We start from the raw sequence: 23,556 nt of genomic DNA on the forward strand, positions 1-23,556 counted from the left end.
TTCACATGGCCGAGAAAAAAGGCTCCTCTGGCGAAAAGACGCTGTATTGCTCGTTTTGCGGCAAAAGCCAGCACGAAGTCAAAAAACTGATTGCGGGTCCGTCGGTCTTCGTTTGTGATGAGTGTATTGACCTGTGCAATGAAATCATCCGCGATGAATTGCCGCCCTCCACCGAGGCGGTGGGTCAAGACGCGTTGCCGACGCCAGCCGAGATCAAAGCCAATCTGGATAACTATGTCATTGGTCAAGAACCCGCCAAGCGCATTCTGGCGGTAGCGGTTTACAACCACTACAAACGTCTCAAGCACCAGGAAAAGTCCAGCAAGGACGATGTGGAGTTGTCCAAAAGCAATATCTTGCTGATTGGTCCCACGGGTTCCGGCAAGACGCTGCTGGCGCAGACCCTGGCGCGCATGCTGGATGTGCCGTTTGTCATGGCCGATGCCACCACCTTGACCGAAGCGGGTTACGTGGGCGAAGACGTGGAAAACATCGTCCTCAAGCTGCTGCAGAGCTGCAACTATGAGGTGGAGCGGGCGCAGCGCGGCATTGTTTACATTGACGAAATTGACAAGATCTCGCGCAAGTCCGACAACCCGTCCATCACGCGTGACGTGTCGGGCGAAGGTGTGCAGCAGGCTTTGCTCAAGCTGATTGAAGGCACCATGGCGAGTGTGCCGCCGCAGGGTGGACGCAAGCATCCCAACCAGGACTTTGTGCAGGTGGACACCACCAACATTTTGTTCATCTGTGGCGGCGCGTTTGCTGGGTTGGAAAAAGTGATCGACAACCGCACCGAATCGTCAGGCATGGGTTTCGGCGCCGCTGTCAAAAGCAAGCAAAACCGCAACCTGACCGAGGTGTTCAAGGAAGTCGAGCCGGAAGATCTGATCAAGTTTGGTCTGATTCCTGAGCTGGTGGGTCGGATGCCAGTGGTGGCGACGCTGGGTGAACTCAGCGAAGAAACGCTGGTGCAAATTCTGACCGAGCCGAAGAATGCCCTGGTCAAGCAGTACAGCAAGTTGCTGGCCATGGAAGGGGTGGATCTGGAGATTCGGCCCTCCGCCCTGAAGGCCATTGCCAAGAAGGCTTTGGCGCGCAAGACCGGCGCCCGTGGGCTGCGCTCGATTCTGGAACTGGCGCTGATCGACACCATGTTTGACCTGCCCAACACCTCCAACGTAGAAAAAGTGGTGCTGGACGAATCCACCATCGACGACAACAAGGCGCCCTTGCTGGTCTACCGCGACGTCGCGAAGAAGGCTTGATTTGGTCGGTCTTCCAGGGATTTTTTGTCCCTACCGTATTGGCACGGTTTGCTGATAATGAACTGGCCGCTTGAAATGCGGCCACGGTTCCCCATATCCGTCAGGTAACCAAAGGATGTTTTATGTCTGGCCACTCACCATTACCTGCTGATCCCCTTGACCTGCCACTGCTGCCCCTGCGCGATGTGGTGGTGTTTCCGCACATGGTTATCCCCCTGTTTGTCGGCAGGCCCAAGAGCATCAAGGCGCTGGAAGCCGCCATGGCCACCGACCGGCGCATCATGCTGGTGGCGCAAAAAGCTGCCGCCAAGGACGATCCGCTGGTCACTGACATGTTTGATGTCGGCTGCATTTCCACCATTTTGCAGATGTTGAAGCTGCCTGATGGCACGGTCAAAGTGCTGGTGGAGGGGCAGCAACGCGCATTGGTGACCAAGGTGGAAGATGGTGAGTCTTACTTTGTCGCCAGCATCACACCCGTGGAAGTGGTCACCGAGCCGGAGACCAAGTCAAAAAGCAAGGCCAGCGAGATTGAAGCCTTGCGTCGTGCGGTGATGCAGCAGTTTGACCAATACGTCAAACTCAACAAGAAGATTCCACCGGAAATCCTGACCTCCATTTCCAGCATTGATGATCCGGGGCGCATGACCGATACCATCGCCGCCCATCTGCCATTGAAGCTTGACAGCAAACAGGCGGTGCTGGAGCTCTCCAGCATCAAGGAGCGCCTGGAAAACCTGTATGGGCAGATCGAGCGAGAAGTTGACATCCTGAATGTTGACAAGAAGATCCGTGGCCGGGTCAAGCGCCAAATGGAAAAAAACCAGCGCGACTTCTATTTGAATGAGCAAGTGAAAGCCATTCAAAAGGAGTTGGGTGAGGGCGAAGACGGTGCGGATATCGAAGAGATCGAAAAAAAGATCAAAGCCGCCAAAATGCCCAAGGAGGCCTTGAAAAAGGTCGAGGCCGAGTTGAAGAAGCTCAAGCTGATGTCGCCGATGTCGGCTGAAGCCACGGTGGTTCGCAATTACATCGATGTGTTGATCGGCCTGCCCTGGGCGATCAAAACCAAGATCAAGCACAATCTCGCCAATGCCGAAGCCGTCCTGAACGAAGACCACTACGGGCTGGACAAAGTCAAAGACCGCATTCTGGAATATCTTGCGGTGCAGCAGCGTGTGGACAAGGTCAAGGCGCCGATTCTGTGCCTGGTTGGGCCACCCGGTGTCGGCAAGACGTCGTTGGGCCAGTCGATCGCCAAGGCAACGGGTCGCAAATACGTGCGCATGGCCTTGGGTGGCATGCGCGACGAGGCAGAAATTCGGGGTCATCGACGCACCTATATCGGTGCCATGCCGGGCAAAGTGTTGCAAAGCCTGTCCAAGGTGGGCACGCGCAACCCTTTGTTTTTGCTTGATGAAATAGACAAGCTGGGAACGGACTTCCGGGGTGACCCTTCCAGTGCCCTGCTGGAGGTACTGGACCCTGAGCAAAACCACAAGTTTGGCGACCACTACGTCGAGGTGGACTTCGATTTGAGTGATGTGATGTTTGTGGCCACGTCCAATTCCATGAACATTCCGCCAGCCTTGTTGGACCGTATGGAGGTGATCCGTCTGGCGGGCTACACCGAAGACGAAAAGACCAACATTGCCCTCAAGTATCTGTTGCCAAAACAGCTGACGAACAATGGCGTGAAAGAGTCCGAGCTGCTTATAACGGAAGAGGCGGTCCGCGACATCGTGCGTTACTACACACGTGAAGCCGGGGTGCGTTCTCTGGAGCGTGAAATCTCCAAAATTTGCCGCAAGGTGGTCAAAGGCCTGCAACTCAAGAAGATGACTGGCCTTGTCACGGTCACGGGTGGAAACCTGAACGATTTCTTGGGTGTTCGCAAGTATGACTATGGCCGCGCTGAGAAAAAAAATCAGGTTGGACAAGTGGTCGGCTTGGCTTGGACCGAAGTGGGTGGCGACTTGCTGACCATCGAGGCGGCCATGATGCCGGGCAAGGGTGTGATCACCCGGACCGGCTCTTTGGGTGATGTGATGAAAGAGTCTGTGGAGGCAGCGCGCACGGTGGTGCGCAGTCGCTCGCACCGGCTGGGCATCAAGGATGAATTTTTTGAGAAGAAGGACATCCATATCCACGTACCTGATGGCGCCACCCCCAAAGACGGCCCGAGTGCCGGTGCCGCCATGACCACGGCGTTTGTGTCCGCCATGACGGGTATTCCTGTGCGTTGTGACGTGGCCATGACCGGTGAAATTACCCTGCGCGGTGAGGTGACCGCCATTGGTGGCCTGAAAGAGAAACTGTTGGCGGCCTTGCGTGGCAATGTTAAGACGGTGATCATTCCGGAAGAAAATGCCAAGGACTTGCAGGACATCCCGGAAAACGTCAAGAATGGCCTTGAAATTGTGCCGGTGCGCTGGATCGACAAAGTGCTTGAAATTGCTCTGGAACGCATGCCAACGCCGTTGCCTGAGGATGAACCGGTCTCTGTTGCGCCGGCCGAGTCGGTGGTTGTTCCTGCGCAGTTGTCCGGTGCCGTCAAACATTGATAAAGTTTTTGACAGAAAAAGCGAAATCGGCCTGTTTTAGTACTATACTCATGGGCTTACGACGCGGGAATAGCTCAGTTGGTAGAGCGCAACCTTGCCAAGGTTGAGGTCGAGAGTTCGAGACTCTTTTCCCGCTCCATCGGTTTTTTAAAGATGCGAATTTCGGTTTGCATCCACGCGGGAATAGCTCAGTTGGTAGAGCGCAACCTTGCCAAGGTTGAGGTCGAGAGTTCGAGACTCTTTTCCCGCTCCATATTAAAAAGGGAAGCCATGCTTCCCTTTTTTGTGATGGTTTTTGGCGCGATAGCAAATCGGTTATGCAACGGATTGCAAATCCGTCTAGCCCAGTTCGACTCTGGGTCGCGCCTCCAGATACGTGCTCAGATATGCCCTCAAAGCCTTGCATGTGGATCGTGCGAGGCTTTTTTGTTTCACAATACAGCTGTGCCCGAGTGGTGAAATAGGTAGACACATCGGACTTAAAATCCGCCGCTTCGTGAATAACGGGCGTACCGGTTCGATTCCGGTCTCGGGCACCATTTAAACTCTCACGCTATGGCACGTTACAACGCCCCCTTTGAAATCCATGTCCATGGTCAGGTGGCCTTGCGCTCTGATGTCACGCTGGAACATCTGCAAGACACTCTGAAGCCGCTTTGGAAGTATGCCGGTGCCAAATCGTTGGCCGCAGCGGCGGGCAGTTTTTATGAAGACGAGCCGGGTATCAAGTTTGACGCACAGGAACATCTTCTGCAGATGTGCTGGACGGTGGAGGGTGATGATGATTTCCGCCAGGCACTGGACGAAATGTGCATGAATCTCAACGACGTGGCGCAATCCGGGGCGGCCATCGAGGTGACGTTTTACGACACCGAGTTCGACGATGAAGACGATGAAGACGCCGCCGGAGATGTCGAGTCGCGCGATGACTTTGTCATGTTGTTTGTCGGTCCTGATCCGGCGTCCATCATGCAGGTGCAGCGCGATTTGCTGGTTCAGGATGTGGTTAACCTGATGGAGCGGCACTTTGATGGCGCCGAGCTTGGCGGGGTCGTGGCCGCGATTGACAGTTTGTTCAGTCAACGTTTTGATGACCTGGTCAATTCGTTGCAACTGGGCAAGCCACCGCGTGGTTCTGGCGGCGGCTCCAGTGGCATGGGCCATGGTGGGGGCCGTAAACCACGTCATTTGCATTGACCCGAAATCCGGATGTCGACTGGCGTCATGCGGTATTTACGTCTCGCGTCGTTCAAGTCATTGATCCCTTGTTTCGCATGGATCTGACTTGGCAGTGGCTGATTTCTTTCTTAAATGCCAAAACTGTTTTGCCGCTCGTCTCGGCGCTGGTGATGGGGGGTGTCCCGCGTGATGCCAGTTCACCCATCAACAAGGCGCGACGGCTCAATGTCTTGCTGCCAGATGTGGCGGGCGATGTGAAACAGTTGGGTGTCGTCAGTCGCGCAGAATGACTTTCGTTCCGACGCTTCGTTGGCGCTGACCCCATAACAAACATGCTCAAACGTATTCATGTCGACCAGCTCCAGTTGGGGATGCACCTCAAGGAGTTTTGCGGTTCCTGGATGGACCACCCTTTCTGGCGCACCGGCTTCGTTCTCAAAGACCCCAAAGACATGGACTTGATTCTGGCCAGCAGCATCAAGGAGGTGATGATTGACTGCAGCAAAGGCTTGGACGTTCCTGTAGGCGTGTCGGTGGTCGCCGAAGTGGTTGAAGAGACCCATCCGACAATCGGATCCCTACCGAGCGTCTCTGAGCAGTCAAGGACACCGCCGGGGACAGGCGTCATACCCGCCGACCAGGAGCTGGAGCGCGCAGCCCGCATCTGTCTGCAAGCCAAGGCGGCGGTGGTGTCGATGTTTGAAGAAGTGCGGATGGGCAAAGCGGTGGACGTTGGCGGCGCTCGGCAGTTGGTCGAAGACATCTCGGACTCGGTCTCGCGCAACCCCGGCGCCATCATCAGCTTGGCACGGCTCAAAACGGCGGACGACTACACCTACCTGCACTCGGTAGCGGTGTGCGCCATGATGGTGGCCCTGGCCAAACAGCTTGGCCTGGACGAGGCCCAGACCCGCGCCTGTGGCTTGGCCGGCTTGCTGCACGACATGGGCAAGGTTGCCATGCCGACGGAGGTGCTTAACAAACCAGGCAAATTGACCGATGCCGAGTTTGACATCATGCGCACCCATCCCACCGAAGGCTACAAGATGCTCATGGCCAGCAGCGGTGTGGATGCCGTCTCGCTGGATGTGGTGCTGCATCACCACGAAAAGGTGGACGGCAGCGGCTATCCCGAGAAGCTCGCGGGTGACGCGATCAGTCTTTATTCCAAAATGGGCGCCGTGTGCGATGTGTACGACGCCATCACTTCCAACCGGCCCTACAAGTCTGGCTGGGACCCCGCCGAGTCCTTGCGTCGCATGGCCGAATGGCACGGCCATTTTGATCCGAAGGTGTTTCAGGGCTTTGTCAAAAGCATGGGCATTTACCCGGTGGGCTCCCTGGTGCGGCTGCGCTCAGGTCGCATCGGCGTCGTGACCGAGCAGTCGCCCAAGTCACTCACGATGCCCATCATCAAGGTGTTTTTCTCCACCAAGTCCAACATGCGCATCGTCCCCGGACTGGTGGATTTGTCGCAGCCTTCCACGCTGGAGAAGATTGTCGGTCGTGAAGACCCGGCGAAGTGGAACTTTCCGGACCTGAATGAGTTGTGGTCTGGGGTGCCCAATTACGGCAAGTGAACCCGCACTTCTTTGGCACCCGTGTGCACATGGCCCCAAACGGGGCCGTGGTCAATGTCAGCGCCTGACCTGCAGGGCGCCTGGGTTCACGATATTGGTCGGGCGCCCCTTGATGAAGTTCACCACGTTGTCAAATGCAGCGCCAAAGTACATTTCGTAACTGTCGAGTTCAACGTAACCAATGTGCGGCGTGCATATGCAGTTCTCCAGACGTAGCAGGGCGTGGCCCTGCAATATGGGTTCAGATTCGTAAACATCCACTGCAGCCATGCCTGGGCGGCCGCGGTTGAGTGCACCTAGCAGAGCGTCAGGCTGGATCAGCTCGGCGCGTGAAATGTTGACCAGCAGCGCGGTGGGTTTCATGGTGGCCAGGTCCTCCGCGCTGATGATGCCTGCTGTTTCGTCGTTTAGCCGCAGGTGTAGCGACAGCACATCGGACTGTTCAAACAATTCCTCTCGCGAACTGGCTACTTCAAAACCGTCCAGCGCAGCCCGCTCGCGCGAGGGTGCCCGGCTCCAGATCAGCACCCGCATGCCAAAGGCCCGCCCATAACCCGCTACCAGTTGACCAATCCGGCCATAGCCCCAAATGCCGAGTGTGCGGCCCCTCAGGGTGGTGCCCAAGCCAAAATTGACAGGCATGGCACCGGATTTCAGGCCTGACTGTTGCCAAACACCGTGCTTGAGGTTGCCAATGTATTGCGGCAGACGCCGCATGGCTGCCATGATCAGCGCCCAAGCCAGCTCTGCCGGTGCGACCGGTGAGCCGGTGCCGTCTGCCACGGCAATGCCACGTTCGGTGCAGGCATTGACATCCAGATGGGCGCCGATCCTGCCCGCTTGTGCGACCAGCTTCAGTCTGGGCAGCTTTTCAATCACGGCGCGGGGCAGATGGGTGCGCTCACGGTTGAGCACAATCACGTCAGCGTCTTTGAGCCGAACCGTCAGTTGGCCCAAACCCTTGACCGTGTTGGTGTACACCTTGGCTTGGTAGGCCTCCAGCTTGGATGCACACGCCAATTTGCGCACAGCATCCTGATAATCATCAAGGATCACGATATTCATGCTGCCGATTGTGCCTTGGCAAGCGCCATCTGATCAGCGCCGGGCTGGGAATGGCGGTAACAAACGCGGCCATCCTGGTCGGCGTGCCGACGTACGGGTCGTTAGTGCTGCAGCACCTCACAGGCGGCCAGTCGGTCCAGCTCAGCGCACACATCCGCCATGCGGCCCGAGATTCGCAAGCGTCCGGATTGCGCCGGGCTCTGGCCAGCGTCCATCACTTGCAACACCCGCACTGATCGGCTGAACGCAGGTTTCTGGCCCATGCCCGTCGGCTTGTGATTCTGGTTGGCCGGACTGGTTGACGGCTTGGCCCTGGCTGGCGAGCCAATACGCTGCGTGTTGACGAGCTTGTAGGTGGGCGAGGGGTGCCTTGGTTTGACCATCAGCCACTGCCACAACGCCTCGAACGAGACGATGAGGGACGAGGTGCGTTGCATGTTGTTCATGGTGTGGGCTTTCACGGACGGACTGGCAAAGACGGAGGCTGGTGCAAGGCTGCGGGAAGCGGTTTACATCAGCATGGTGTTGCGGATCAGGCCAACTGCCAGGCCTTCGATTTCGAAAGGCTCACCCGGCTCGATCAGAATGGTTTGGTAGTCCGGGTTTTCCGGGTGCAATTCGATGGTGTTGTGGTTGCGCATGAAGCGCTTGACGGTGACTTCATCACCCAGCCGGGCCACCACGATCTGGCCGTTTTTGGCGTCTCGCGTGGTTTGCACCGCCAGCAAATCACCGTCCATGATGCCGGCGTCACGCATGGACATGCCGCGCACTTTCAGCAGGTAGTCGGGTTTGCGTTGAAACAAGCTGCTTTCCACGTAGTAGGTGCGGTCCACATGCTCTTGCGCCAGGATGGGTGAGCCAGCGGCCACCCGGCCGACCAGCGGCAGCGCCAGCTGGGCCAGGGCCGCCAAGGGCGATGCCAACTGCGCGTTGCGCGACTCGTTGATGGAGCGCAGCGCATCACCACGCAGCCGAATGCCCCGGGAGGTGCCGCTGACCAGCTCAATGGCACCCTTGCGGGCCAGCGCTTGCAAGTGCTCTTCGGCCGCATTGGCAGATTTGAAGCCCAGTTCGGTGGCGATTTCGGCCCGGGTGGGCGGCGCCCCGGTGCGCGCGATAGCGCTCTGGATAAGATCAAGGATCTGCTGCTGGCGGTCGGTCAGTTTGGGGCGGTTGAGCATGGCGACTCCATTTTTGTGGCTTGAGGCGAACACGGCTGGTCATAAAACTACTGTTTTGATGTCCAGTAACTGTATTTTTAACCAGTTTTTGAAAGCATGCAAGTGGCACTTGATCCAAGTTCAAACAAAGTATGGGTACTGGGCACTGGTGGCACCATCGCGGGCACAGCCGCCAGCCCGGCGGACAACATTGGCTACACCGCGGCGCAGCTCAGTGTTGGTGCCTTGCTGGACGCTGTGCCGGGTCTGCAAACGGTGTTGTGTGGGCGCCAGCTTGGCAGCGAACAGGTGGCGCAGGTGGACAGCAAAGACATGTCTTTTGACCTCTGGCTGGTATTGGCACAGCGCGTGGCACATCACCTGGCGCAACCCGATGTGATTGGTGTTGTCATCACCCACGGCACCGACACGTTGGAAGAAACCGCTTTTTTTCTGCATGCCGTGTTGCCGTCGGCGCTGATCCAGGCCAAACCTGTGGTCCTGACGTGTGCCATGCGGCCTGCCTCGGCGCTGAATCCGGACGGCCCGCAAAACCTGATGGACGCCGTCGCGGTGGCCCTGACTTCTGGCGCACGTGGCGTGCTGGCCGTGTGCGCCGGGGTGGTGCATGGCGCCCTGGAGGTACAAAAAGCCCACACCTACCAACTCGATGCCTTCAGCTCGGGCGATGCGGGCCCCTTGGCTTTTGTTGAGGAAGGCCGTCTCAGATTATTGAAAAATTGGCCTGTCGTTGTCAGTGAAACATGGCGAAGAGATGGGATGACCATCGCCCAACCTGACGCCTGGCCGCGCGTTGACATTGTTTTGAACTATGCCGGTGGCAGTGCGGCTGTGGTTGACGCTTTGCTGAGGCCCTGGCCAGGGGTTCCACCGCTGCGCGGCCTGGTGGTGGCGGGGACGGGTAACGGTACCTTGCACCATGACCTGGAGGCGGCGTTGCGCCGGGCGCAACAAGCCGGGGTGAAGGTGGTGCGGTCAACACGTTGTGCCAACGGCAGGGTGCTGCCGACCCGCCACAGCGCGTTTGTGGATTCGCAGGGCCTGTCGCCCGTGAAGGCCAGGGTGGCGCTGATGCTGGAACTGATGCCGTAGGCGGCTGGCTGGGTCTGGCACCTGGCATCACCAGGTGATCAGCCCTCGGTACAGCATGTAGGCTGCCAACAGATACAAAATGCTGGCAAACACCCGTTTGAGCCGCTTGACGGGTAAGGTGTGGGCGGCTGCTGCACCCAGTGGCGCGGTCAAAACGCTGCAGCTGGCAATGACCAGCAAGCCCGGCAACCAGATATAGCCCAGGGAATAGGGCGGCCGTTCGGACAAACCCGCGCCACCCAGAACGTAACCGACCGCATTGGCCAGCGCGATCGGAAAACCCAAGGCCGCCGATGTCGCCACAGCGTTGTGGATGGCCACATTGCACCACGTCATGAAGGGCACGCTGACAAAGCCACCGCCCGCGCCCACCAGGCCTGACAGGAAGCCAATCACCGATCCTGCCCCTAACAAGCCAGTCGTGCCGGGCACGGCACGACTGGGTGCGGGCTTTTTGTCCAGAAACATCTGGGTCGCCGAAAAGCTGACAAACAGCGCGAAGAAAAGCGCCAGGGCCGAGCCTTTCAAAAAAGAAAAAACCCCGACGCTGGCGATGGCAGCGCCCAGCACGATACCGGGGGCCAAGCCTCTGACCAGTTCCCAGCGGATGGCGCCGCGTTGGTGATGCGCACGCACGCTGGAGACCGAGGTGAACACAATGGTTGCCATGGAGGTGGCGATCGCCATCTTGATGGACAGTTCGGGCGCAACACCCCGGCTCGAGAGAATGGCTGAGATGAAGGGCACCATGATCATGCCGCCGCCAATGCCCAGCAGCCCTGCCAAAAAACCTGACGAAAGCCCCAGCGCGCACAAGGCAAGAATCAAGGAGAGTTCAAATTGCATAAATTCAGCGAGGAAAGGTGTGTGCCGTGTCAACAGACCGGCATCTTGAGCAGGGGCCAACTTGTGGGTTCTTTTTTTCTAGGCAAATTGGATCACACAATGCACCGTCCGTACCAACGGATGTCGCTGGCGATGGCGTGCCTGGCGGTGCTGCGTATGGCGATGGTAGTGAGTGCGGCGACAATCTGGCGGCCACATTGGCTTCACAATCCCAGTCACTCATGAAGTTACAGGCAAAAATCTGGTTGGGTTCTGGCGCGGTGATCGCCATGATCATGGCGGTAGACCTGATTTACGGGTATCGCGCCATCCAGGCCGATATTCGTCAGCAACTCGACAACGACGCACGCATTGTGCAGGCCTTGCTGATGTCCACGCGCCGGGTGTACCACCAGCAGTTTCTGGCCAGTGGCCTGGAAGTGAACGAGCGCACCTTGGGTTTTCTGCCGGCCCATGCGTTGGCGCGTATTTCAGACGACTTTCCCAACTGGCTCAAAACCGGGCTGCGCTTCAACAATGTGTCAGACCGCCCGCGCAGCCCGAGCAACCAGGCCGACGCCGATGAGCTGGTGGCCATCAACTGGTTCCGGGCCAACCCCGAGGCGCCTGACCGGGTGTCAGACATCAAGGACAGCGCGGGCAACAGCTATTACCACTTCACCGCGCCGATGTGGACGGAGGCCTATTGCCTCAAGTGTCACGGCGCGCAGGGCGACGCACCGCCATCGATCCGGGACACCTATTCACAAGCGTATGGCTACCAGGTGGGCGAGTTGAGAGGCATCTTGAGCGTGAAGGTGCCGATGCGTGAATTGCAATCACACGCCATGACCCGTTGGCTGCAAATGACCGGGGCGCGTCTGCTGGGCTACCTGGTTTTGTTGTTGCTGCTGGGCAGTCTGATGCAACGCCTGGTCACGCGCCGTCTGGCCAAGCTTGAAGCGACCGCGCTGGCCCTGCAGCATGGTGATTTGTCGGCCCGGGTGGAAGTCAGCGGCCATGACGAAGTCTCCCAACTGGGTCGGGGCTTCAACACCATGGCCCAGGCGATGAGCGCGCACAACGTGGAGATGGGCCGCCTCAACCACATTTACGCTGCCCTGTCGCGAACCAACCAGACCATCGTTTCGGTTCATGACGAAACCGAACTGCTCAACCGCGTGTGCCAGATCGCCGTGGAACATGGCCAGTTTGGCCTGGCCTGGGTTGGCCGGGTCAACCCGCAGAGTCAGGCTTTTGAGGTGGTGAGTGCGTTTGGCAGTGGCGTCGACTTTCTGCAAGGCATCCAGATTTCGGCCGATGCGGCCAGCCCCTACGGCAACGGCCTGTGTGGCTCGGCCTGGCGCAGCGGGCAAGCGTCGGTGGTGAACGATTACTTCACCGACCCCATCACGACGCCGTGGCAAGCCGCGGTGCGACGCTTTGGGTGGTCGAGCAACGCCGCGTTCCCGGTGTTTCGCGCTGGGCGGATCCACCTGCTGCTCAGCCTTTACCATCCTGATAAGGCGGTGTTTGACACCCAGATGTTCAACCTGCTCAGTGAGATGGCCATGGACATTGGCTACGCACTTGACCGGATGGACCTGGTTGGCCAGCAAAAATTGACCCTGGCCACCTTACGGGAGAGCGAGGCCAAATACCGCACGGTGATTCAGACCTCCCAGGACGGCTTCTGGCTGGTGAGCCGGGAAGGTCGTTTGCTGGAGGTCAACGATGCCTATGTCGCCTTCTCTGGTTACAGCCGCCAGGAACTGCTGCACATGCACATTGCGGACCTGGATGCCCATGCGTCAGTCCAAGACGTCACCCAGCGCATGGAAGCCATCATGGCCAAAGGTGCAGATATCTTCGAGACCGCCCATCGCACCAAGTCGGGAGACATGAAGCCGGTGGAGGTCAGTACCAGTTTCAAAGCCGATCAGGGTGGCCTGTTGTCGGTCTTTGTCCGCGACCTGACCAAACGCCAGGAGGCGGAATCGCGAATTCAGAAGCTGTCTTATTTTGATGCGCTGACCGGGCTGGCCAACCGCGCGCAATTCATCGACCATGCCCGGCTGGAAGTCCAGCGATCGCAGGACCATGGACAGGCCCTGGCGGTGATTTGCCTTGACCTGGACCACTTCGGGCAGATCAACGACAGTTTTGGGCACCACGCGGGCGACTTGTTTTTGGTTCATCTGAGCGAACGGCTCAAATCGGTGCTGACCGCCACAGACTCGCTGTGCCGCTCGGGCAGTGACGAGTTTCTGTTTCTGATCACCCATGCCGATGCCCCGGTGGTGCAGGGCGTCATCCAACGGCTGCTGGATGCGGTGACCGAGCCGGTACGCCTCGAAGGCCACGCCATCTCGACCACCATATCCCTGGGGATTGCGCGCTACCCGGAGGATGGCGTGTCGGTGGAAGACCTGCTGCGCGCCGCCGACACCGCCACCCATTGGACCAAGAAACAAGGACGCAATGCCTACAGCTTTTTCACCGCCGAGATGCGCACCGCCGTCACCGCCCACGTCAAGCTGGAGGCGGATTTGCGCGAGGCGGTGTCACAACACCAATTTGTGCTGCATTACCAGGCGCAGATCGCCCAGAACAAGCTGACCGGCGCCGAAGTGCTGGTGCGCTGGCGGCACCCTCAACGCGGCATGGTGTCGCCGGCGGAGTTCATCCCCCTGGCTGAGGACAACGGCCTGATCTTGCCGCTGGGCTCTTGGGTGATGGAAACGGCCTGTCTGCAACTGACCCGGTGGGCGGCGCAGCCGGCCTTTGCCGCCCTCACGCTGGCAGTCAATGTCAGCGCCAAACAGTTTCACACGCCGGATTTTGTTGAGCAGGTGCTGCAGGTGCTGGCGCGCACCGACGCCAACCCGGCCCGGCTGAAGCTGGAGCTGACCGAGAGCATGCTGGTCGACGATGTGGAACAGGTCACCCTGAAGATGGGCCGGCTCAAAGACAAAGGCGTGAGTTTCTCGCTGGACGACTTTGGGACCGGGTATTCCTCACTGGCCTACCTCAAGCGCTTGCCACTGGACCAGCTCAAAATTGACCAGGGCTTTGTCAGGAACATCGCGACCGACGCCAACGATGCGGCCATTGCCAAAATGGTGGTGGCCCTGGCCGACAGCATGGGCTTGTCGGTGATCGCCGAGGGGGTGGAATCGGAGGAACAGCGCGACTTCCTCGCCAGTGTGGGATGCCTTGGCTATCAGGGCTATCTGTTCAGTCGACCGCTACCCCTGCAGGAATTCGAGGCGTTTGTGCGGGCCATGGATTCACCTGCGGCGTGAGGGGCATCAGGCCCGCTGCGACGGTCATGTCGGGGTCGGCAGGTCGATGTTGCTATCATCCGGCGATGCAACAGAAGTTATGGCCCATCTGATGTTCACGCTCAGACTCCCCACCACCACCGGCTTGTTCGACAGCCGGTGTGATCGTGGGTGCGCGCACGTGCACAAGATTTGGCCATACCAGCCGGTCGCACATTCCCCCGCCCGGCGATAAACCTTTTCCTTTTTTTGCGCAACCATCTATCGCCGGGCACCCGCTCAGCGCGATTGTGGCCGTGACTCTGCATCAGCAGGTTTTGGCCGCGCTTGATGGAGATATTTCATGTTCACGACCCATTCTGGCCAGCGCCTGCTGACCGAGCTCGACTTCACCCGCCTCTCAAAAATGAACCGAGGCCAACTGCCAGAAGACCTGGCCGAGGATTTGAACTCGGCCGACCTGGTTGTCTCGCGGGACATCGCCTCCGACATTGTCACCATGAACTCGCAGGTCGAAATCGTCCATGACGGCTCGGCGCTGCGCCAAAGGATCACCCTGTGTTACCCGGCAAACGCTGACGCCGGCCAGGGGCTGATCTCGATTCTGTCGCCCGTCGGGTCAGCGTTGCTGGGCCGGCGCGTTGGCGACACGGTGGTGTGGCAGATGCCCCAGGGTGAGGTGCGGTCCGCCAAGCTGACGGCCGTTTTGTTTCAGCCGGAAGCCTCTGGCGACTACATCACCTGAGCTGGGTGTATCGGTCGCTGTGCTATCGTTACCATTGTGCGGTTGCGCCATCCAGGGCCGTGCCGGACGACACTCTGCCCGACCCAGTCACTTGACCTGCCCACTGATCACGATTCATGCTGCTTTCCTCCCTCGTCCTCGTCCCCTTCATCGGCAGCCTGTTGGCTGCGCTGATGCCGCAGGACGCGCGCAACCGGGAATCCTGGCTCGCCATTGGGGTGACGGTGTGTGGACTGGTGATTGGGGGCTTGCTGTTGCCACAGATCGCCAGCGGTGAGGTGCTGCGCGAAGAGTACGCCTGGCTGCCGGCCCAAGGGCTCGATTTTGTGCTGCGGGTCGACGGTCTGGCATGGGTGTTCACCATGCTGGTCTTGGCGATCGGCCTGCTGGTGGTGCTGTACGCCCGCTACTACATGTCGCCCGACGACCCGGTGCCGCGCTTCTTTTCCTTTTTGCTTGCCTTCATGGGCTCGATGCTGGGGGTGGTGCTGTCGGGCAACCTGGTGCAACTGGTTGTGTTCTGGGAGTTGACCAGCGTCACGTCTTTCCTGCTGATCGGCTACTGGCACCACCGCGCCGACGCCCGCCGTGGCGCGCGCATGGCCTTCACCGTCACCGCCACCGGCGGCCTGTGTCTGCTGGCCGGGGTGCTGGTGTTGGGCCACATCGTTGGCAGTTACGACCTTGACGTGGTGCTGGCTGCGGGCGATGCCGTTCGCGGCCACGACCTGTACCTGACCGCACTGGTGCTGATCGCACTCGGTGCGTTGACCAAAAGCGCGCAATTTCCTTTCCACTTCTGGCTGCCGCACGCGATGGCGGCGCCCACGCCGGTGTCGTCCTACCTGCATTCGGCCACCATGGTGAAGGCGGGGGTGTTTCTGCTGGTGCGCCTGTGGCCGACGCTGGCGGGCACGCCCGAGTGGACCTGGATCGTTGGCGGCGCCGGGGTCTGCACGATGTTGCTCGGCGCGTTCATTGCCATCTTCCAGCACGACCTCAAGGGCTTGCTGGCCTATTCGACCATCAGCCATCTGGGCTTGATCACCGTGCTGATCGGCATTGGCACACCGATGGCCATCGTCGCGGCGATCTTCCACATCCTTAACCACGCCGTCTTCAAGGCGTCGTTGTTCATGACCGCTGGCATCATCGACCACGAGTCGGGCACCCGCGACCTGCGGGTGCTGCGCGGCCTGCGCCACAAATTGCCGATCACCGCCACGCTGGCCATTGTGGCCAGCGCGGCGATGGCGGGGGTACCGCTGCTCAACGGTTTTTTGTCCAAAGAAATGTTTTTCGCCGAGACGATTCATGTCGGTGGCGACCGCCACTGGTGGATGTCGATCGCGGCGGTGGCGATGGGCATGTTCAGCGTGGCGTACTCGCTGCGGTTCATTTCGGTGTTTTTCGGCGCGCCAGCGCAGAACCTGCCGCGTGACCCCCACGAGCCGCCGCACTTGATGCGTTTGCCGGTGGAGCTGCTGGTGCTGACCTGCCTGGTGGTGGGCATCGCCCCGGGTTTGAGCATCGAGCCGCTGTTGCACCTGGCCGTGGTCGCCACCCTGGGCGCGGCCACGCCCGCGTACGACCTGGCGGTGTGGCACGGCTTCAATCTGGCCTTGCTGATGAGTGTGGCCGCCCTGGGCGGCGGCCTGGTGCTCTACGTGGTGCTGCGTCGCCACTTCAACCTGCAGCAACTCGTGCAGGCGCCGCTGATCCACCGTTTCAGCGGTGCGCAGGCTTTTGAGACCATGATGCTGCAAATGACGCGTGGCGCCGAGTGGCTGCTGCGCTGCGTCGGCACCCAACGGCTGCAGTCGCAACTGATGTTGATGATGCTCGGCCTGCTGGTGGTCCCGCTGCTGCTGGCCGGCCCGCCACCCGCGTGGACCGTCCTCCCGCAGCAGGACTTTGACCTCCTGTTTGCCGCCATGTGGGTGATTGGCGCGGGGTGTGCGCTGGCCGGGGCGTGGATGGCCAAGTACCACCGGCTGGCGGCGCTGGCGCTGATTGGCGGCACCGGCATCGTCACCGCGGCGACCTTTCTGTGGCTGTCGGCCCCTGATCTGGCCCTGACCCAGCTGATGGTGGAGACCGTGAGCACCGTGCTGATCCTGCTCGGCCTGCGCTGGCTGCCACCGCGGCTTGAGGCGATGGCGGGTCCGGGCCAGCCGCTCTGGCGCGTGTGGGCGCGCCGTTCGCGTGATCTGGCGCTGGCCGTGGGGGGCGGGGTCGCGCTGGCGGCGCTGACCTATGCGGTGCTGGTGCACCCGGCCTCGGACACGATGGCCGACTTTTTCCTGCTCAACGCGCTCAGCGGTGGCGGGGGCAGCAATGTGGTCAATGTGTTGCTGGTGGATTTCCGCAGCTTTGACACCTTGGGGGAGATCACCGTGCTGGCGGTGGTGGCGCTCACCGTCTATGCGCTGCTGCGCCGCTTCCGCCCGGCGCCCGAGAGTGCCACCATCCCGCCGCAACAACGCTTTGTGGGCGACCCGGCCTGCCGCCAGAGTCCGGCTGAGCAGGCCAACAGCGGCTACCTGCTGGTGCCGGGCATTTACCTGCGCTTGTTGCTGCCTTTCATGGGCGTGGTCGCGGTGTATTTCTTCATGCGTGGCCACAACCTGCCGGGCGGCGGTTTTGTTGCCGGGTTGATCTTTGCGGTGGCGATCCTGGTGCAGTACATGCTGGCGGGCACGACCTGGGTGGAGAACCACCTGCAACTTCGCCCGCACCGCTGGCTGGGCTTTGGCTTGCTGCTGGCCTGTGGCACCGGTCTGGTCGCGTGGGGGTTCGGCCACCCGTTTTTGACGACGCACACCGCGCATGTCAACTGGCCGCTGGTGGGTGAGCTGCATCTGCCAAGCGCCTTCGTCTTTGATCTGGGCGTGTTCATCGTGGTGGTCGGCACCACCATACTGATGCTGGTGGCGCTGGCCCACCAGTCGCTGCGGGCGCACCGCCAGCCGGGCGCGGAGGCGCCGGACGCGCCCGCCAGCGTCACGGGGAGGGCTCTCTGATGGAACTCGTGCTGGCGATCGCCGTGGGGGTGGTGTTTGGCGCGGGCATCTGGCTGATCTTGCGGCCGCGCACTTTCCAGCTCCTCACCGGGCTGCTGCTGATGTCCTACGCTGTGAACCTGTTCATCTTCGCGATGGGGCGGCTGTGGGTGGGCCAGCCGCCGATCACCCCCACGCCCAACATTGATCCGGCCCAGTTGGCTGACCCGCTGCCGCAAGCCCTGGTGCTGACCGCGATCGTGATCGGCTTTGCCACCACCGCGCTGTACCTGGTGATGATGATCGGCGCGCGCGGGCTGTCCGGCAGCGACCACGTGGATGGCGAGGAGCCGCGCCGATGACCGCGCTGCCCTGGATGCAACACCTCATCGTCGTGCCGGTGCTGCTGCCGCTGATCGTGGGGGCGCTGTTGATCCCGATCAACCAGACCCGCCACCGGCTGAAATTTGCCCTGGGCCTGAGCAGCGGCGTGTTGTTGTGGCTGGTGGCGGTGGCGCTGTTGCTGATGGCCGACGGTGGTTATTGGCCCGCTGGCATCGGCGTGTATCTGGCGGCCAACTGGTCGGCACCCTTTGGCATCGCGCTGATGGTGGACCGGCTGACCGCGCTGATGCTGGTGCTGACGTCAACCATCGCGCTGGCCGTGCTGGTGTACTCAGCGCGGCGCTGGGACCGCGTGGGGGTGAGCTTCCATTCGATGTTCCAGTTCCTGTTGATGGGGCTCAATGGCGCGTTTCTGACCAACGACCTGTTCAACCTGTTCGTGTTCTTCGAGGTCATGCTGGCCGCGTCCTATGGTCTGGTGTTGCACGGCTACAACCTGCGCCGCATCCAGGCCGGCATGCAGTACGTTGCGGTCAACCTGGTGGCCTCGCTGCTGTTCCTGATCGGGGTGTCGCTGATTTACGCCGCCACAGGCACGCTCAACATGGCGGATTTGGGCGCGCGCGTGGCAACGCTTGGCGCGCAAGATACCTGGCTGCTGCAAATCGGCGCCACGGTGCTGGCGCTGGCCTTCCTGACCAAAGGCGGGATGTGGCCGCTGGGTTTCTGGCTGCCCACCACCTACGCGTCGGCCTCAGCGCCGGTCGGGGCGATGCTGGTGCTGATGACCAAGGTGGGCGTGTATGCGGTGCTGCGCGTCTGGTTGGTGGTGTTCGGCGACCAGGCGGGCGTGCTGGGGGGCTTCGGTTTTGTGGCGCTGACCGTGGGCGGCACGGCCACCCTGCTGTTTGGCGCGATCGGCATGCTGGCCAGCCAGAGCGGCGGGCGCATGGCGGGCTACGGTGCGATTGTTTCCTCAGGCACGCTGCTAGTGGTGATTGGCCACTCGGGCAGCGCGGTGCTGGCCTCGGGCTTGTATTACCTGTTGGGCTCGACGCTGGCGATGGCGGCCTTCATGCTGTTGATTGAACTCACCGAACGCATCCGGCCACCGGGCGCCGCCTTGCTGGCGCTCACGGTGGAAGCCTTCGTCATCGAGGACAAACCGGAGGACCCGGTCGGCGTCGGCATTCCGGGCACCCTGGCTTTCCTGGGCTTGAGCTTTGGCGCCTGCGCATTGGTCATCACCGGCCTGCCGCCGCTGGCGGGTTTTGTTGCCAAGTTCAGCCTGTTTCACGCCATGCTCGCGGCCGCACCGGCGCAGGTGCCCGCCAGCACCTGGCTGCTGATCGCGCTGATGGTGCTGGGCGGCCTGGCGGCGACGATTGCACTGATGCGCCTGGGGGTACGCACCTTCTGGGCCTCGGGCGTGGTCACGCCGCCGCGGCTGCAGGCCTCGGAAGCGGTACCCATCGGTGCGCTGGTGGTGTTGTGTGTGTTGTTGACGGTGCAGGCCGGCACGGTGTTTGACTTTTTGGGCCGTACCACCGACGGGCTGGTGCGCAGCCATGACTACAGCCTGCGGGTGCTGGGCGAACCCCCGGTCCAGCGGCACCCTGGCCTGGCGGTGCCACCATGAAACGCTGGTTGCCTTCGCCGCTGCTGTCGGTCTGCCTGCTGCTGACCTGGCTGCTGCTGAACCAGAGCGTCGAGCCAGCCCACTGGTTGCTGGGCGCTGTGCTGGGCATCGTGGCGCCGCTGCTCTGCAGGCCCTTGCAGCCGCACGGTTATGCCCGCCTGCGTCGCCCGCTGGCGCTGCTGCGGCTGTTGGGGTTCTCGGCCATCGAGATCCTGCGCTCTTGCTTCAATGTCGCCCAGATCATTTTGCTGCGCCGCTCAGTCGACGTGAATGACCAGTTCATCCGCGTGCCGCTTGATCTGCGCAGCCCGCATGGGCTGGCGCTGTTGTCGTGCCTGATCAACTCGACGCCGGGCACGGTCTGGGCCGATCTGTTGCCCGACCAACATGAACTGCTGCTTCACGTGTTCGACCTGCACGACGAAGCCTGGTGGGTGGACACCATCAAGACGCGTTACGAGCGCCCCATCATGGACGTGTTTGAGACACCCGCAACCCCAGGAGACCCCTTATGACGACCGCGACCCTGCTGTCGGCGGCCAGTTTTTTTGCGCTGGCCTGCGTGGTGCTGGCGATGCTGCTGTGCACGCTGCGCCTGATGATCGGCCCGGCCGCGCAAGACCGCGTGCTGGCGCTGGACACGCTGTGGATGTGCGCGATGCTGCTGGCGCTGGTGCTGGGCATCCGCCAGGGCAGCCAGATCTATTTTGAAGCGGCGCTGATCATCGCCTTGCTGGGTTTTGTCTCGACGATCGCGCTGGCCAAGTTCCTGATGCGTGGCGAGGTGATCGAATGAGCGGCGCCGAAGCCTTGCCGTGGTGGGCGGCTGTCCCGGTGGCCTTGTTGCTGGTGCTGGGTGGGCTGGTCACGGTGATCGGTGCGCTCGGCCTGGCGCGGCTGCAAAGTTTTTACCAGCGCATCCATGGCCCGGCGATCACCGTCACCCTGGGCGCGGGCTGCATCCTGCTGGCGTCGATGCTGTATTTCTCGGTGGCGCAGTCCCGTCTGGTGATCCACGAGGTGTTGATCAGTCTCTTTGTGTTGATGACGGCGCCGGTGGTGGCCATGCTGATCATGCGCGCCGCCGTGTACCGGGACCTGCGTGAACGCAGCAAAACGTCGACCCGGCCGGCGGATCGGCTGGAACCGGGCTCAGGCAGGGCGATACCGGGCGTCGATGCTGAATAACCGTGCCGGTTGACGCTGCCAGCGTCGACCGATCCATGTCATCAATCGGGAAGGAGGAAGACACCATGCATCAACTCAAACACATCCTGGCGGCCACCGACCTGTCGGCACCGGCCCGCCACGCGGTGGAACGCGCGGCCCTGGTCAGCCAAGACACGGCGGCGTCGCTTGACCTGTTGCACGTGGCCAACCTGGCGCCGCTGGAGCGGCTGCGCCAGCTGATGGGCGCCACGCCGGGCGACCTGGAGCACCGGGTGCTGGAAGCGGCCCGGAGCAAGCTCCAGGACCTGGCGGCCACACTCCAGCGGCGCTTTGGCGTGGCGCCTGACACCCAGGTCGCAACCGGTAGCTTGCTCACCGAACTGGCCCGAAAAGCCGATGGATTGCCAGCGGGTTTGCTGGTGTGCGGTGCCAAGGGCGAAAGTGTCATTCGCCACCACGCGCTGGGAACCACGGCCTGGCGCGTGCTGGGCATGACCAAGTGCCCCGTGCTGGTGGTGAAGCAACCGCCCCACGAGGCTTACAAGCGGCTGTTGGTCGCGGTCGATTTCTCACCCTCGTCGCTGCGGACGATCCAGCACGCACGCAGCGTCGCGCCCCAGGCCACCATCGTGTTGATGCACACCTTTGAAGTGCCCTTCGAGGGGCACTTGCGCTATGCCAGTGTGGACGATGACACGATCCAACGTTACCGGATCGTGGCCAGGCAGGAGGCGATCCAAAAGCTCCAGGCCTTGCGCGACCAAGCCGGACTGAGCCATGCTGACACCAGCCTGTTGGTGCTGCACGGCGATCCGGCCTTGCGCATCATCGAGCAGGAACAAGAGTTCGACTGCGATTTGACCGTGATGGGCAAGCACGGGGACAGCCTGCTGGAAGAGATCCTGCTGGGCAGTGTCACCAAACACGTCCTGGCCGAACTGCAGGGTGACCTGCTGCTTTCTGTGTGAACGGCCTCGAAAATGGCCCGAGCCCGAGCCCGAGCCCGGGCCCGCGACGCAAAGCGCCTCCTTGGCGCCCGAGCGTCCCCGGGTCAATGCGGCGCAGGGATTCGGCGGCGTTTGATGATCACCACGGTCGGGGCGACCTTCGCCGCGACAGGCGCAGGCGCACAGGCAAACGTCCCTTCATCCGGCTTGGCATGCGCTGCAGCGGCGGCCAATTCCTTGTTGTCAGCCTGGCCCAGGGGTGTTACATGGTCGCCCACCACCAGGACAAACGCATCGCCCAGCTTGGCAAGCGCACCGCTTTGCTGCCCCTTGCGGGCACGGCCCAACAAACGCAGGGGGTCGTCTGCCGACCGCTCATAAGTGTGTTTGGCCCATTCGTGCGCTCCCAGGCGCACAGACCAGCGCAATTTCGTTTTCAATTCAGCATCCATCCATCATTTGTCTGGCGTTATTGTCGCTGCCTACAATGCGCGCCCCTTTTGTTTAAACGCCAGTCCCGACGCCTTATTTATGAACATCATCGTCAACGAAGAACTGAAAGCCTACATTGATCCGTTGACCCCGGAGGAATACGCCGCCCTGGAACGCAGCATTTTGACCGAAGGATGCCGGGACGCCCTGGTGTTGTGGGGTGAGGTGCTGGTGGATGGGCACAACCGCTATGCGATCTGCCAGGCGCATGGCCTGCCGTTTCAAACCACACAAAGCACGCTGTTCAAAAGCCTGGAAGATGTCCACCTGTGGATGATTGACCAGCACCTGGGCCGGCGCAGTGTGTCGGACTTCCAGCGTGGCATCCTGGCGCTGCGCAAACGCGACATCCTGGCCGCCCGCCGTGGCCGCACCTCCACCCCCGCGAGCGCGCAGGCCACCGCCGATGACGCCAGCGTGCCGGGGGAGACGCCGCCTTGGGACGATGTTGCGCCCGATCAGCCGCCGCTGTCCACGGTGCCACTGGCCAGCCGCGACGACATCGCCAGGGCGGCGCGCCTGAGCAGCAACCAGGTGGTGTTGATTGAAAAGATCCAGAAGCAGGCGGCGCCTGAAGTGGTGGCGGCGCTGAGATCCGGGGCGATTTCCCTCAACGCGGCCGCTGCGGTGGCGAGTTTGTCCGCACCCGAGCAGGTGGCAGCGGCCGTGGGTGGCGCCGATGAACTCAAGCAGGCCGCCAAACGGGTGCGCGAGGCCAAGCGCAAACCACGCGTGATGCCTGAAGACACCAGCGATCAGGAGGCGCTCGCGCAGGTACCGGAGCCTCCAACGGCAGGTGATGAGGTCAGCGCCCTGAAACGCCGCATTGCCCAGCTGGAAAAAGAAAACGATGCTTTGCGCAAACAGGTGCTGGGTCTGCTGGAGAAAGCCAGCCGCCTGGGCTGAGCCACACCGGCACCCGCCCAGGCCGTGGCAGGTAAAATCAGCGCCATCCCATGTGTCTGTGTGATGTGGCGGTGGATCTCCGTGGATGGCTTCAATAGCCCCCAACCCGCTGCGATGTGTCTTCTATCAGACGGTCAGTGGTGACCTGACAGCCGGGATGCGGCCCTTTGGGCACGCGCTCCCACAAGCCTTGGCAGAGGGATCAGACCTCCCCAGAAACCAGTGTGCAAGCCGATCAGCGGGTGTCCATCGGGTCGCTCACTCGCTAT

The 23,556-nt window shown here is 61.2% G+C and carries 21 protein-coding genes and 4 tRNA genes; 20 read left to right on the forward strand and 5 right to left on the reverse strand.

The genetic code is table 11. The features are described 5' to 3' along the window. Positions 1-5: 5 nt before the first annotated feature. The 9 genes from clpX to LHU53_RS00325 all read left to right on the forward strand — a co-directional run bounded on the left by clpX (position 6) and on the right by LHU53_RS00325 (position 6,591). A complete protein-coding gene (gene clpX / locus LHU53_RS00285) occupies positions 6-1,268 on the forward strand; it encodes an ATP-dependent Clp protease ATP-binding subunit ClpX (RefSeq protein WP_227330080.1) in 1,263 nt (420 codons plus the stop codon). 122 nt (positions 1,269-1,390) lie between these two features. Next, on the forward strand, positions 1,391-3,832 hold the full coding sequence (lon, locus tag LHU53_RS00290; RefSeq protein ID WP_227330081.1) for an endopeptidase La: 2,442 nt from the start codon (positions 1,391-1,393) through the stop codon (positions 3,830-3,832). Between the two features lie 63 nt (positions 3,833-3,895). Further along, positions 3,896-3,971, forward strand: a tRNA-Gly gene (locus tag LHU53_RS00295). A gap of 38 nt (positions 3,972-4,009) precedes the next feature. Continuing rightward, positions 4,010-4,085: transfer RNA gene (locus tag LHU53_RS00300), tRNA-Gly, on the forward strand. Between the two features lie 44 nt (positions 4,086-4,129). Further along, positions 4,130-4,203 (forward strand) — tRNA-Cys (locus LHU53_RS00305). Between the two features lie 75 nt (positions 4,204-4,278). Further along, a tRNA-Leu gene (locus tag LHU53_RS00310) sits at positions 4,279-4,371 on the forward strand. Between the two features lie 16 nt (positions 4,372-4,387). Continuing rightward, positions 4,388-5,029, forward strand: a complete 642-nt coding sequence (locus tag LHU53_RS00315; protein ID WP_227330082.1) for a DUF6806 family protein — start codon at positions 4,388-4,390, stop codon at positions 5,027-5,029. Then, entirely contained in the window at positions 5,026-5,301 is a 276-nt protein-coding gene (locus LHU53_RS00320; RefSeq protein ID WP_227330083.1) for a hypothetical protein, read from the forward strand. The genes LHU53_RS00315 and LHU53_RS00320 overlap by 4 nt, the downstream gene beginning before the upstream one ends. Before the next feature lie 42 nt (positions 5,302-5,343). After that, the gene (locus LHU53_RS00325; RefSeq protein ID WP_227330084.1) at positions 5,344-6,591 is read left to right on the forward strand and encodes an HD-GYP domain-containing protein; all 1,248 of its coding nucleotides are present in this window, start codon (positions 5,344-5,346) and stop codon (positions 6,589-6,591) included. 57 nt (positions 6,592-6,648) lie between these two features. Here the strand turns inward: LHU53_RS00325 and LHU53_RS00330 are convergent, their stop codons facing one another. The 3 genes from LHU53_RS00330 to lexA form a co-directional block, all read right to left on the reverse strand. Then, positions 6,649-7,656 (reverse strand): D-2-hydroxyacid dehydrogenase family protein, encoded by a 1,008-nt coding sequence (locus LHU53_RS00330; RefSeq protein ID WP_227330085.1) that lies wholly within the window; start codon positions 7,654-7,656, stop codon positions 6,649-6,651. 101 nt (positions 7,657-7,757) lie between these two features. Next, positions 7,758-8,102, reverse strand: a complete 345-nt coding sequence (locus LHU53_RS00335; RefSeq protein WP_227330086.1) for a hypothetical protein — start codon at positions 8,100-8,102, stop codon at positions 7,758-7,760. Positions 8,103-8,165: 63 nt separating this feature from the next. Beyond that, on the reverse strand, positions 8,166-8,840 hold the full coding sequence (gene lexA, locus LHU53_RS00340; protein WP_227330087.1) for a transcriptional repressor LexA: 675 nt from the start codon (positions 8,838-8,840) through the stop codon (positions 8,166-8,168). A gap of 102 nt (positions 8,841-8,942) precedes the next feature. Between lexA and LHU53_RS00345 the strand changes: the two genes are divergently transcribed. Beyond that, complete coding sequence (locus tag LHU53_RS00345; protein WP_227330088.1) at positions 8,943-9,932, forward strand: asparaginase; 990 nt, start codon at positions 8,943-8,945, stop codon at positions 9,930-9,932. A 27-nt stretch (positions 9,933-9,959) separates the two neighbouring features. On the opposite strand, the gene LHU53_RS00350 is transcribed toward LHU53_RS00345, so the two are convergent. Beyond that, positions 9,960-10,778 carry a sulfite exporter TauE/SafE family protein gene (locus LHU53_RS00350; RefSeq protein WP_227330089.1) on the reverse strand — a complete coding sequence of 273 codons (819 nt, stop codon included), beginning with the start codon at positions 10,776-10,778 and terminating at the stop codon, positions 9,960-9,962. A 221-nt stretch (positions 10,779-10,999) separates the two neighbouring features. Between LHU53_RS00350 and LHU53_RS00355 the strand changes: the two genes are divergently transcribed. The 9 genes from LHU53_RS00355 to LHU53_RS00395 all read left to right on the forward strand — a co-directional run bounded on the left by LHU53_RS00355 (position 11,000) and on the right by LHU53_RS00395 (position 21,910). Then, the gene (locus LHU53_RS00355; RefSeq protein WP_227330090.1) at positions 11,000-14,062 is read left to right on the forward strand and encodes an EAL domain-containing protein; all 3,063 of its coding nucleotides are present in this window, start codon (positions 11,000-11,002) and stop codon (positions 14,060-14,062) included. Between the two features lie 322 nt (positions 14,063-14,384). Next, a complete protein-coding gene (locus LHU53_RS00360) occupies positions 14,385-14,786 on the forward strand; it encodes a GreA/GreB family elongation factor (RefSeq protein ID WP_227330091.1) in 402 nt (133 codons plus the stop codon). A gap of 116 nt (positions 14,787-14,902) precedes the next feature. Beyond that, positions 14,903-17,809: a monovalent cation/H+ antiporter subunit A gene (locus LHU53_RS00365; RefSeq protein WP_227330092.1), complete on the forward strand. Its 2,907-nt coding sequence runs from the start codon at positions 14,903-14,905 to the stop codon at positions 17,807-17,809. Then, positions 17,809-18,150 carry a Na+/H+ antiporter subunit C gene (locus LHU53_RS00370; protein WP_227330093.1) on the forward strand — a complete coding sequence of 114 codons (342 nt, stop codon included), beginning with the start codon at positions 17,809-17,811 and terminating at the stop codon, positions 18,148-18,150. Before LHU53_RS00365 ends, LHU53_RS00370 begins: the two co-directional genes overlap by 1 nt. Continuing rightward, on the forward strand, positions 18,147-19,772 hold the full coding sequence (locus LHU53_RS00375) for a monovalent cation/H+ antiporter subunit D (protein ID WP_227330094.1): 1,626 nt from the start codon (positions 18,147-18,149) through the stop codon (positions 19,770-19,772). Before LHU53_RS00370 ends, LHU53_RS00375 begins: the two co-directional genes overlap by 4 nt. Beyond that, complete coding sequence (locus LHU53_RS00380; RefSeq protein ID WP_227330095.1) at positions 19,769-20,287, forward strand: Na+/H+ antiporter subunit E; 519 nt, start codon at positions 19,769-19,771, stop codon at positions 20,285-20,287. Before LHU53_RS00375 ends, LHU53_RS00380 begins: the two co-directional genes overlap by 4 nt. Beyond that, complete coding sequence (locus LHU53_RS00385; protein ID WP_227330096.1) at positions 20,284-20,568, forward strand: K+/H+ antiporter subunit F; 285 nt, start codon at positions 20,284-20,286, stop codon at positions 20,566-20,568. The genes LHU53_RS00380 and LHU53_RS00385 overlap by 4 nt, the downstream gene beginning before the upstream one ends. Continuing rightward, the gene (gene mnhG, locus LHU53_RS00390) at positions 20,565-20,960 is read left to right on the forward strand and encodes a monovalent cation/H(+) antiporter subunit G (protein ID WP_227330097.1); all 396 of its coding nucleotides are present in this window, start codon (positions 20,565-20,567) and stop codon (positions 20,958-20,960) included. Before LHU53_RS00385 ends, mnhG begins: the two co-directional genes overlap by 4 nt. 65 nt (positions 20,961-21,025) lie before the next feature. Further along, a complete protein-coding gene (locus LHU53_RS00395; protein WP_227330098.1) occupies positions 21,026-21,910 on the forward strand; it encodes a universal stress protein in 885 nt (294 codons plus the stop codon). A gap of 83 nt (positions 21,911-21,993) precedes the next feature. Here LHU53_RS00395 and LHU53_RS00400 read toward each other — a convergent pair whose 3' ends face one another. Then, positions 21,994-22,329: a hypothetical protein gene (locus tag LHU53_RS00400; RefSeq protein ID WP_227330099.1), complete on the reverse strand. Its 336-nt coding sequence runs from the start codon at positions 22,327-22,329 to the stop codon at positions 21,994-21,996. A 91-nt stretch (positions 22,330-22,420) separates the two neighbouring features. Between LHU53_RS00400 and LHU53_RS00405 the strand changes: the two genes are divergently transcribed. Continuing rightward, on the forward strand, positions 22,421-23,287 hold the full coding sequence (locus LHU53_RS00405) for a plasmid replication/partition related protein (RefSeq protein ID WP_227330100.1): 867 nt from the start codon (positions 22,421-22,423) through the stop codon (positions 23,285-23,287). The last annotated feature ends 269 nt before the right edge of the window (positions 23,288-23,556 follow it).

The organism is Rhodoferax sp. U2-2l (assembly GCF_020594515.1).
Lineage (GTDB): Bacteria > Pseudomonadota > Gammaproteobacteria > Burkholderiales > Burkholderiaceae_C > Rhodoferax.

Bases quoted from the DNA above. Each gene is read 5' to 3' on its own strand.
- lon (WP_227330081.1), top strand. From the start codon at position 1,391: ATGTCTGGCCACTCACCATTACCTGCTGATCCCCTTGACCTGCCACTG.
- LHU53_RS00395 (WP_227330098.1), top strand. From the start codon at position 21,026: ATGCATCAACTCAAACACATCCTGGCGGCCACCGACCTGTCGGCACCG.
- LHU53_RS00375 (WP_227330094.1), top strand. From the start codon at position 18,147: ATGACCGCGCTGCCCTGGATGCAACACCTCATCGTCGTGCCGGTGCTG.
- LHU53_RS00325 (WP_227330084.1), top strand. From the start codon at position 5,344: ATGCTCAAACGTATTCATGTCGACCAGCTCCAGTTGGGGATGCACCTC.
- lexA (WP_227330087.1), bottom strand. From the start codon at position 8,840: ATGCTCAACCGCCCCAAACTGACCGACCGCCAGCAGCAGATCCTTGAT.
- LHU53_RS00335 (WP_227330086.1), bottom strand. From the start codon at position 8,102: ATGAACAACATGCAACGCACCTCGTCCCTCATCGTCTCGTTCGAGGCG.
- clpX (WP_227330080.1), top strand. From the start codon at position 6: ATGGCCGAGAAAAAAGGCTCCTCTGGCGAAAAGACGCTGTATTGCTCG.
- LHU53_RS00370 (WP_227330093.1), top strand. From the start codon at position 17,809: ATGGAACTCGTGCTGGCGATCGCCGTGGGGGTGGTGTTTGGCGCGGGC.
- LHU53_RS00365 (WP_227330092.1), top strand. From the start codon at position 14,903: ATGCTGCTTTCCTCCCTCGTCCTCGTCCCCTTCATCGGCAGCCTGTTG.
- LHU53_RS00380 (WP_227330095.1), top strand. From the start codon at position 19,769: ATGAAACGCTGGTTGCCTTCGCCGCTGCTGTCGGTCTGCCTGCTGCTG.
- LHU53_RS00405 (WP_227330100.1), top strand. From the start codon at position 22,421: ATGAACATCATCGTCAACGAAGAACTGAAAGCCTACATTGATCCGTTG.
- LHU53_RS00315 (WP_227330082.1), top strand. From the start codon at position 4,388: ATGGCACGTTACAACGCCCCCTTTGAAATCCATGTCCATGGTCAGGTG.
- mnhG (WP_227330097.1), top strand. From the start codon at position 20,565: ATGAGCGGCGCCGAAGCCTTGCCGTGGTGGGCGGCTGTCCCGGTGGCC.
- LHU53_RS00355 (WP_227330090.1), top strand. From the start codon at position 11,000: ATGAAGTTACAGGCAAAAATCTGGTTGGGTTCTGGCGCGGTGATCGCC.
- LHU53_RS00385 (WP_227330096.1), top strand. From the start codon at position 20,284: ATGACGACCGCGACCCTGCTGTCGGCGGCCAGTTTTTTTGCGCTGGCC.
- LHU53_RS00330 (WP_227330085.1), bottom strand. From the start codon at position 7,656: ATGAATATCGTGATCCTTGATGATTATCAGGATGCTGTGCGCAAATTG.
- LHU53_RS00360 (WP_227330091.1), top strand. From the start codon at position 14,385: ATGTTCACGACCCATTCTGGCCAGCGCCTGCTGACCGAGCTCGACTTC.
- LHU53_RS00350 (WP_227330089.1), bottom strand. From the start codon at position 10,778: ATGCAATTTGAACTCTCCTTGATTCTTGCCTTGTGCGCGCTGGGGCTT.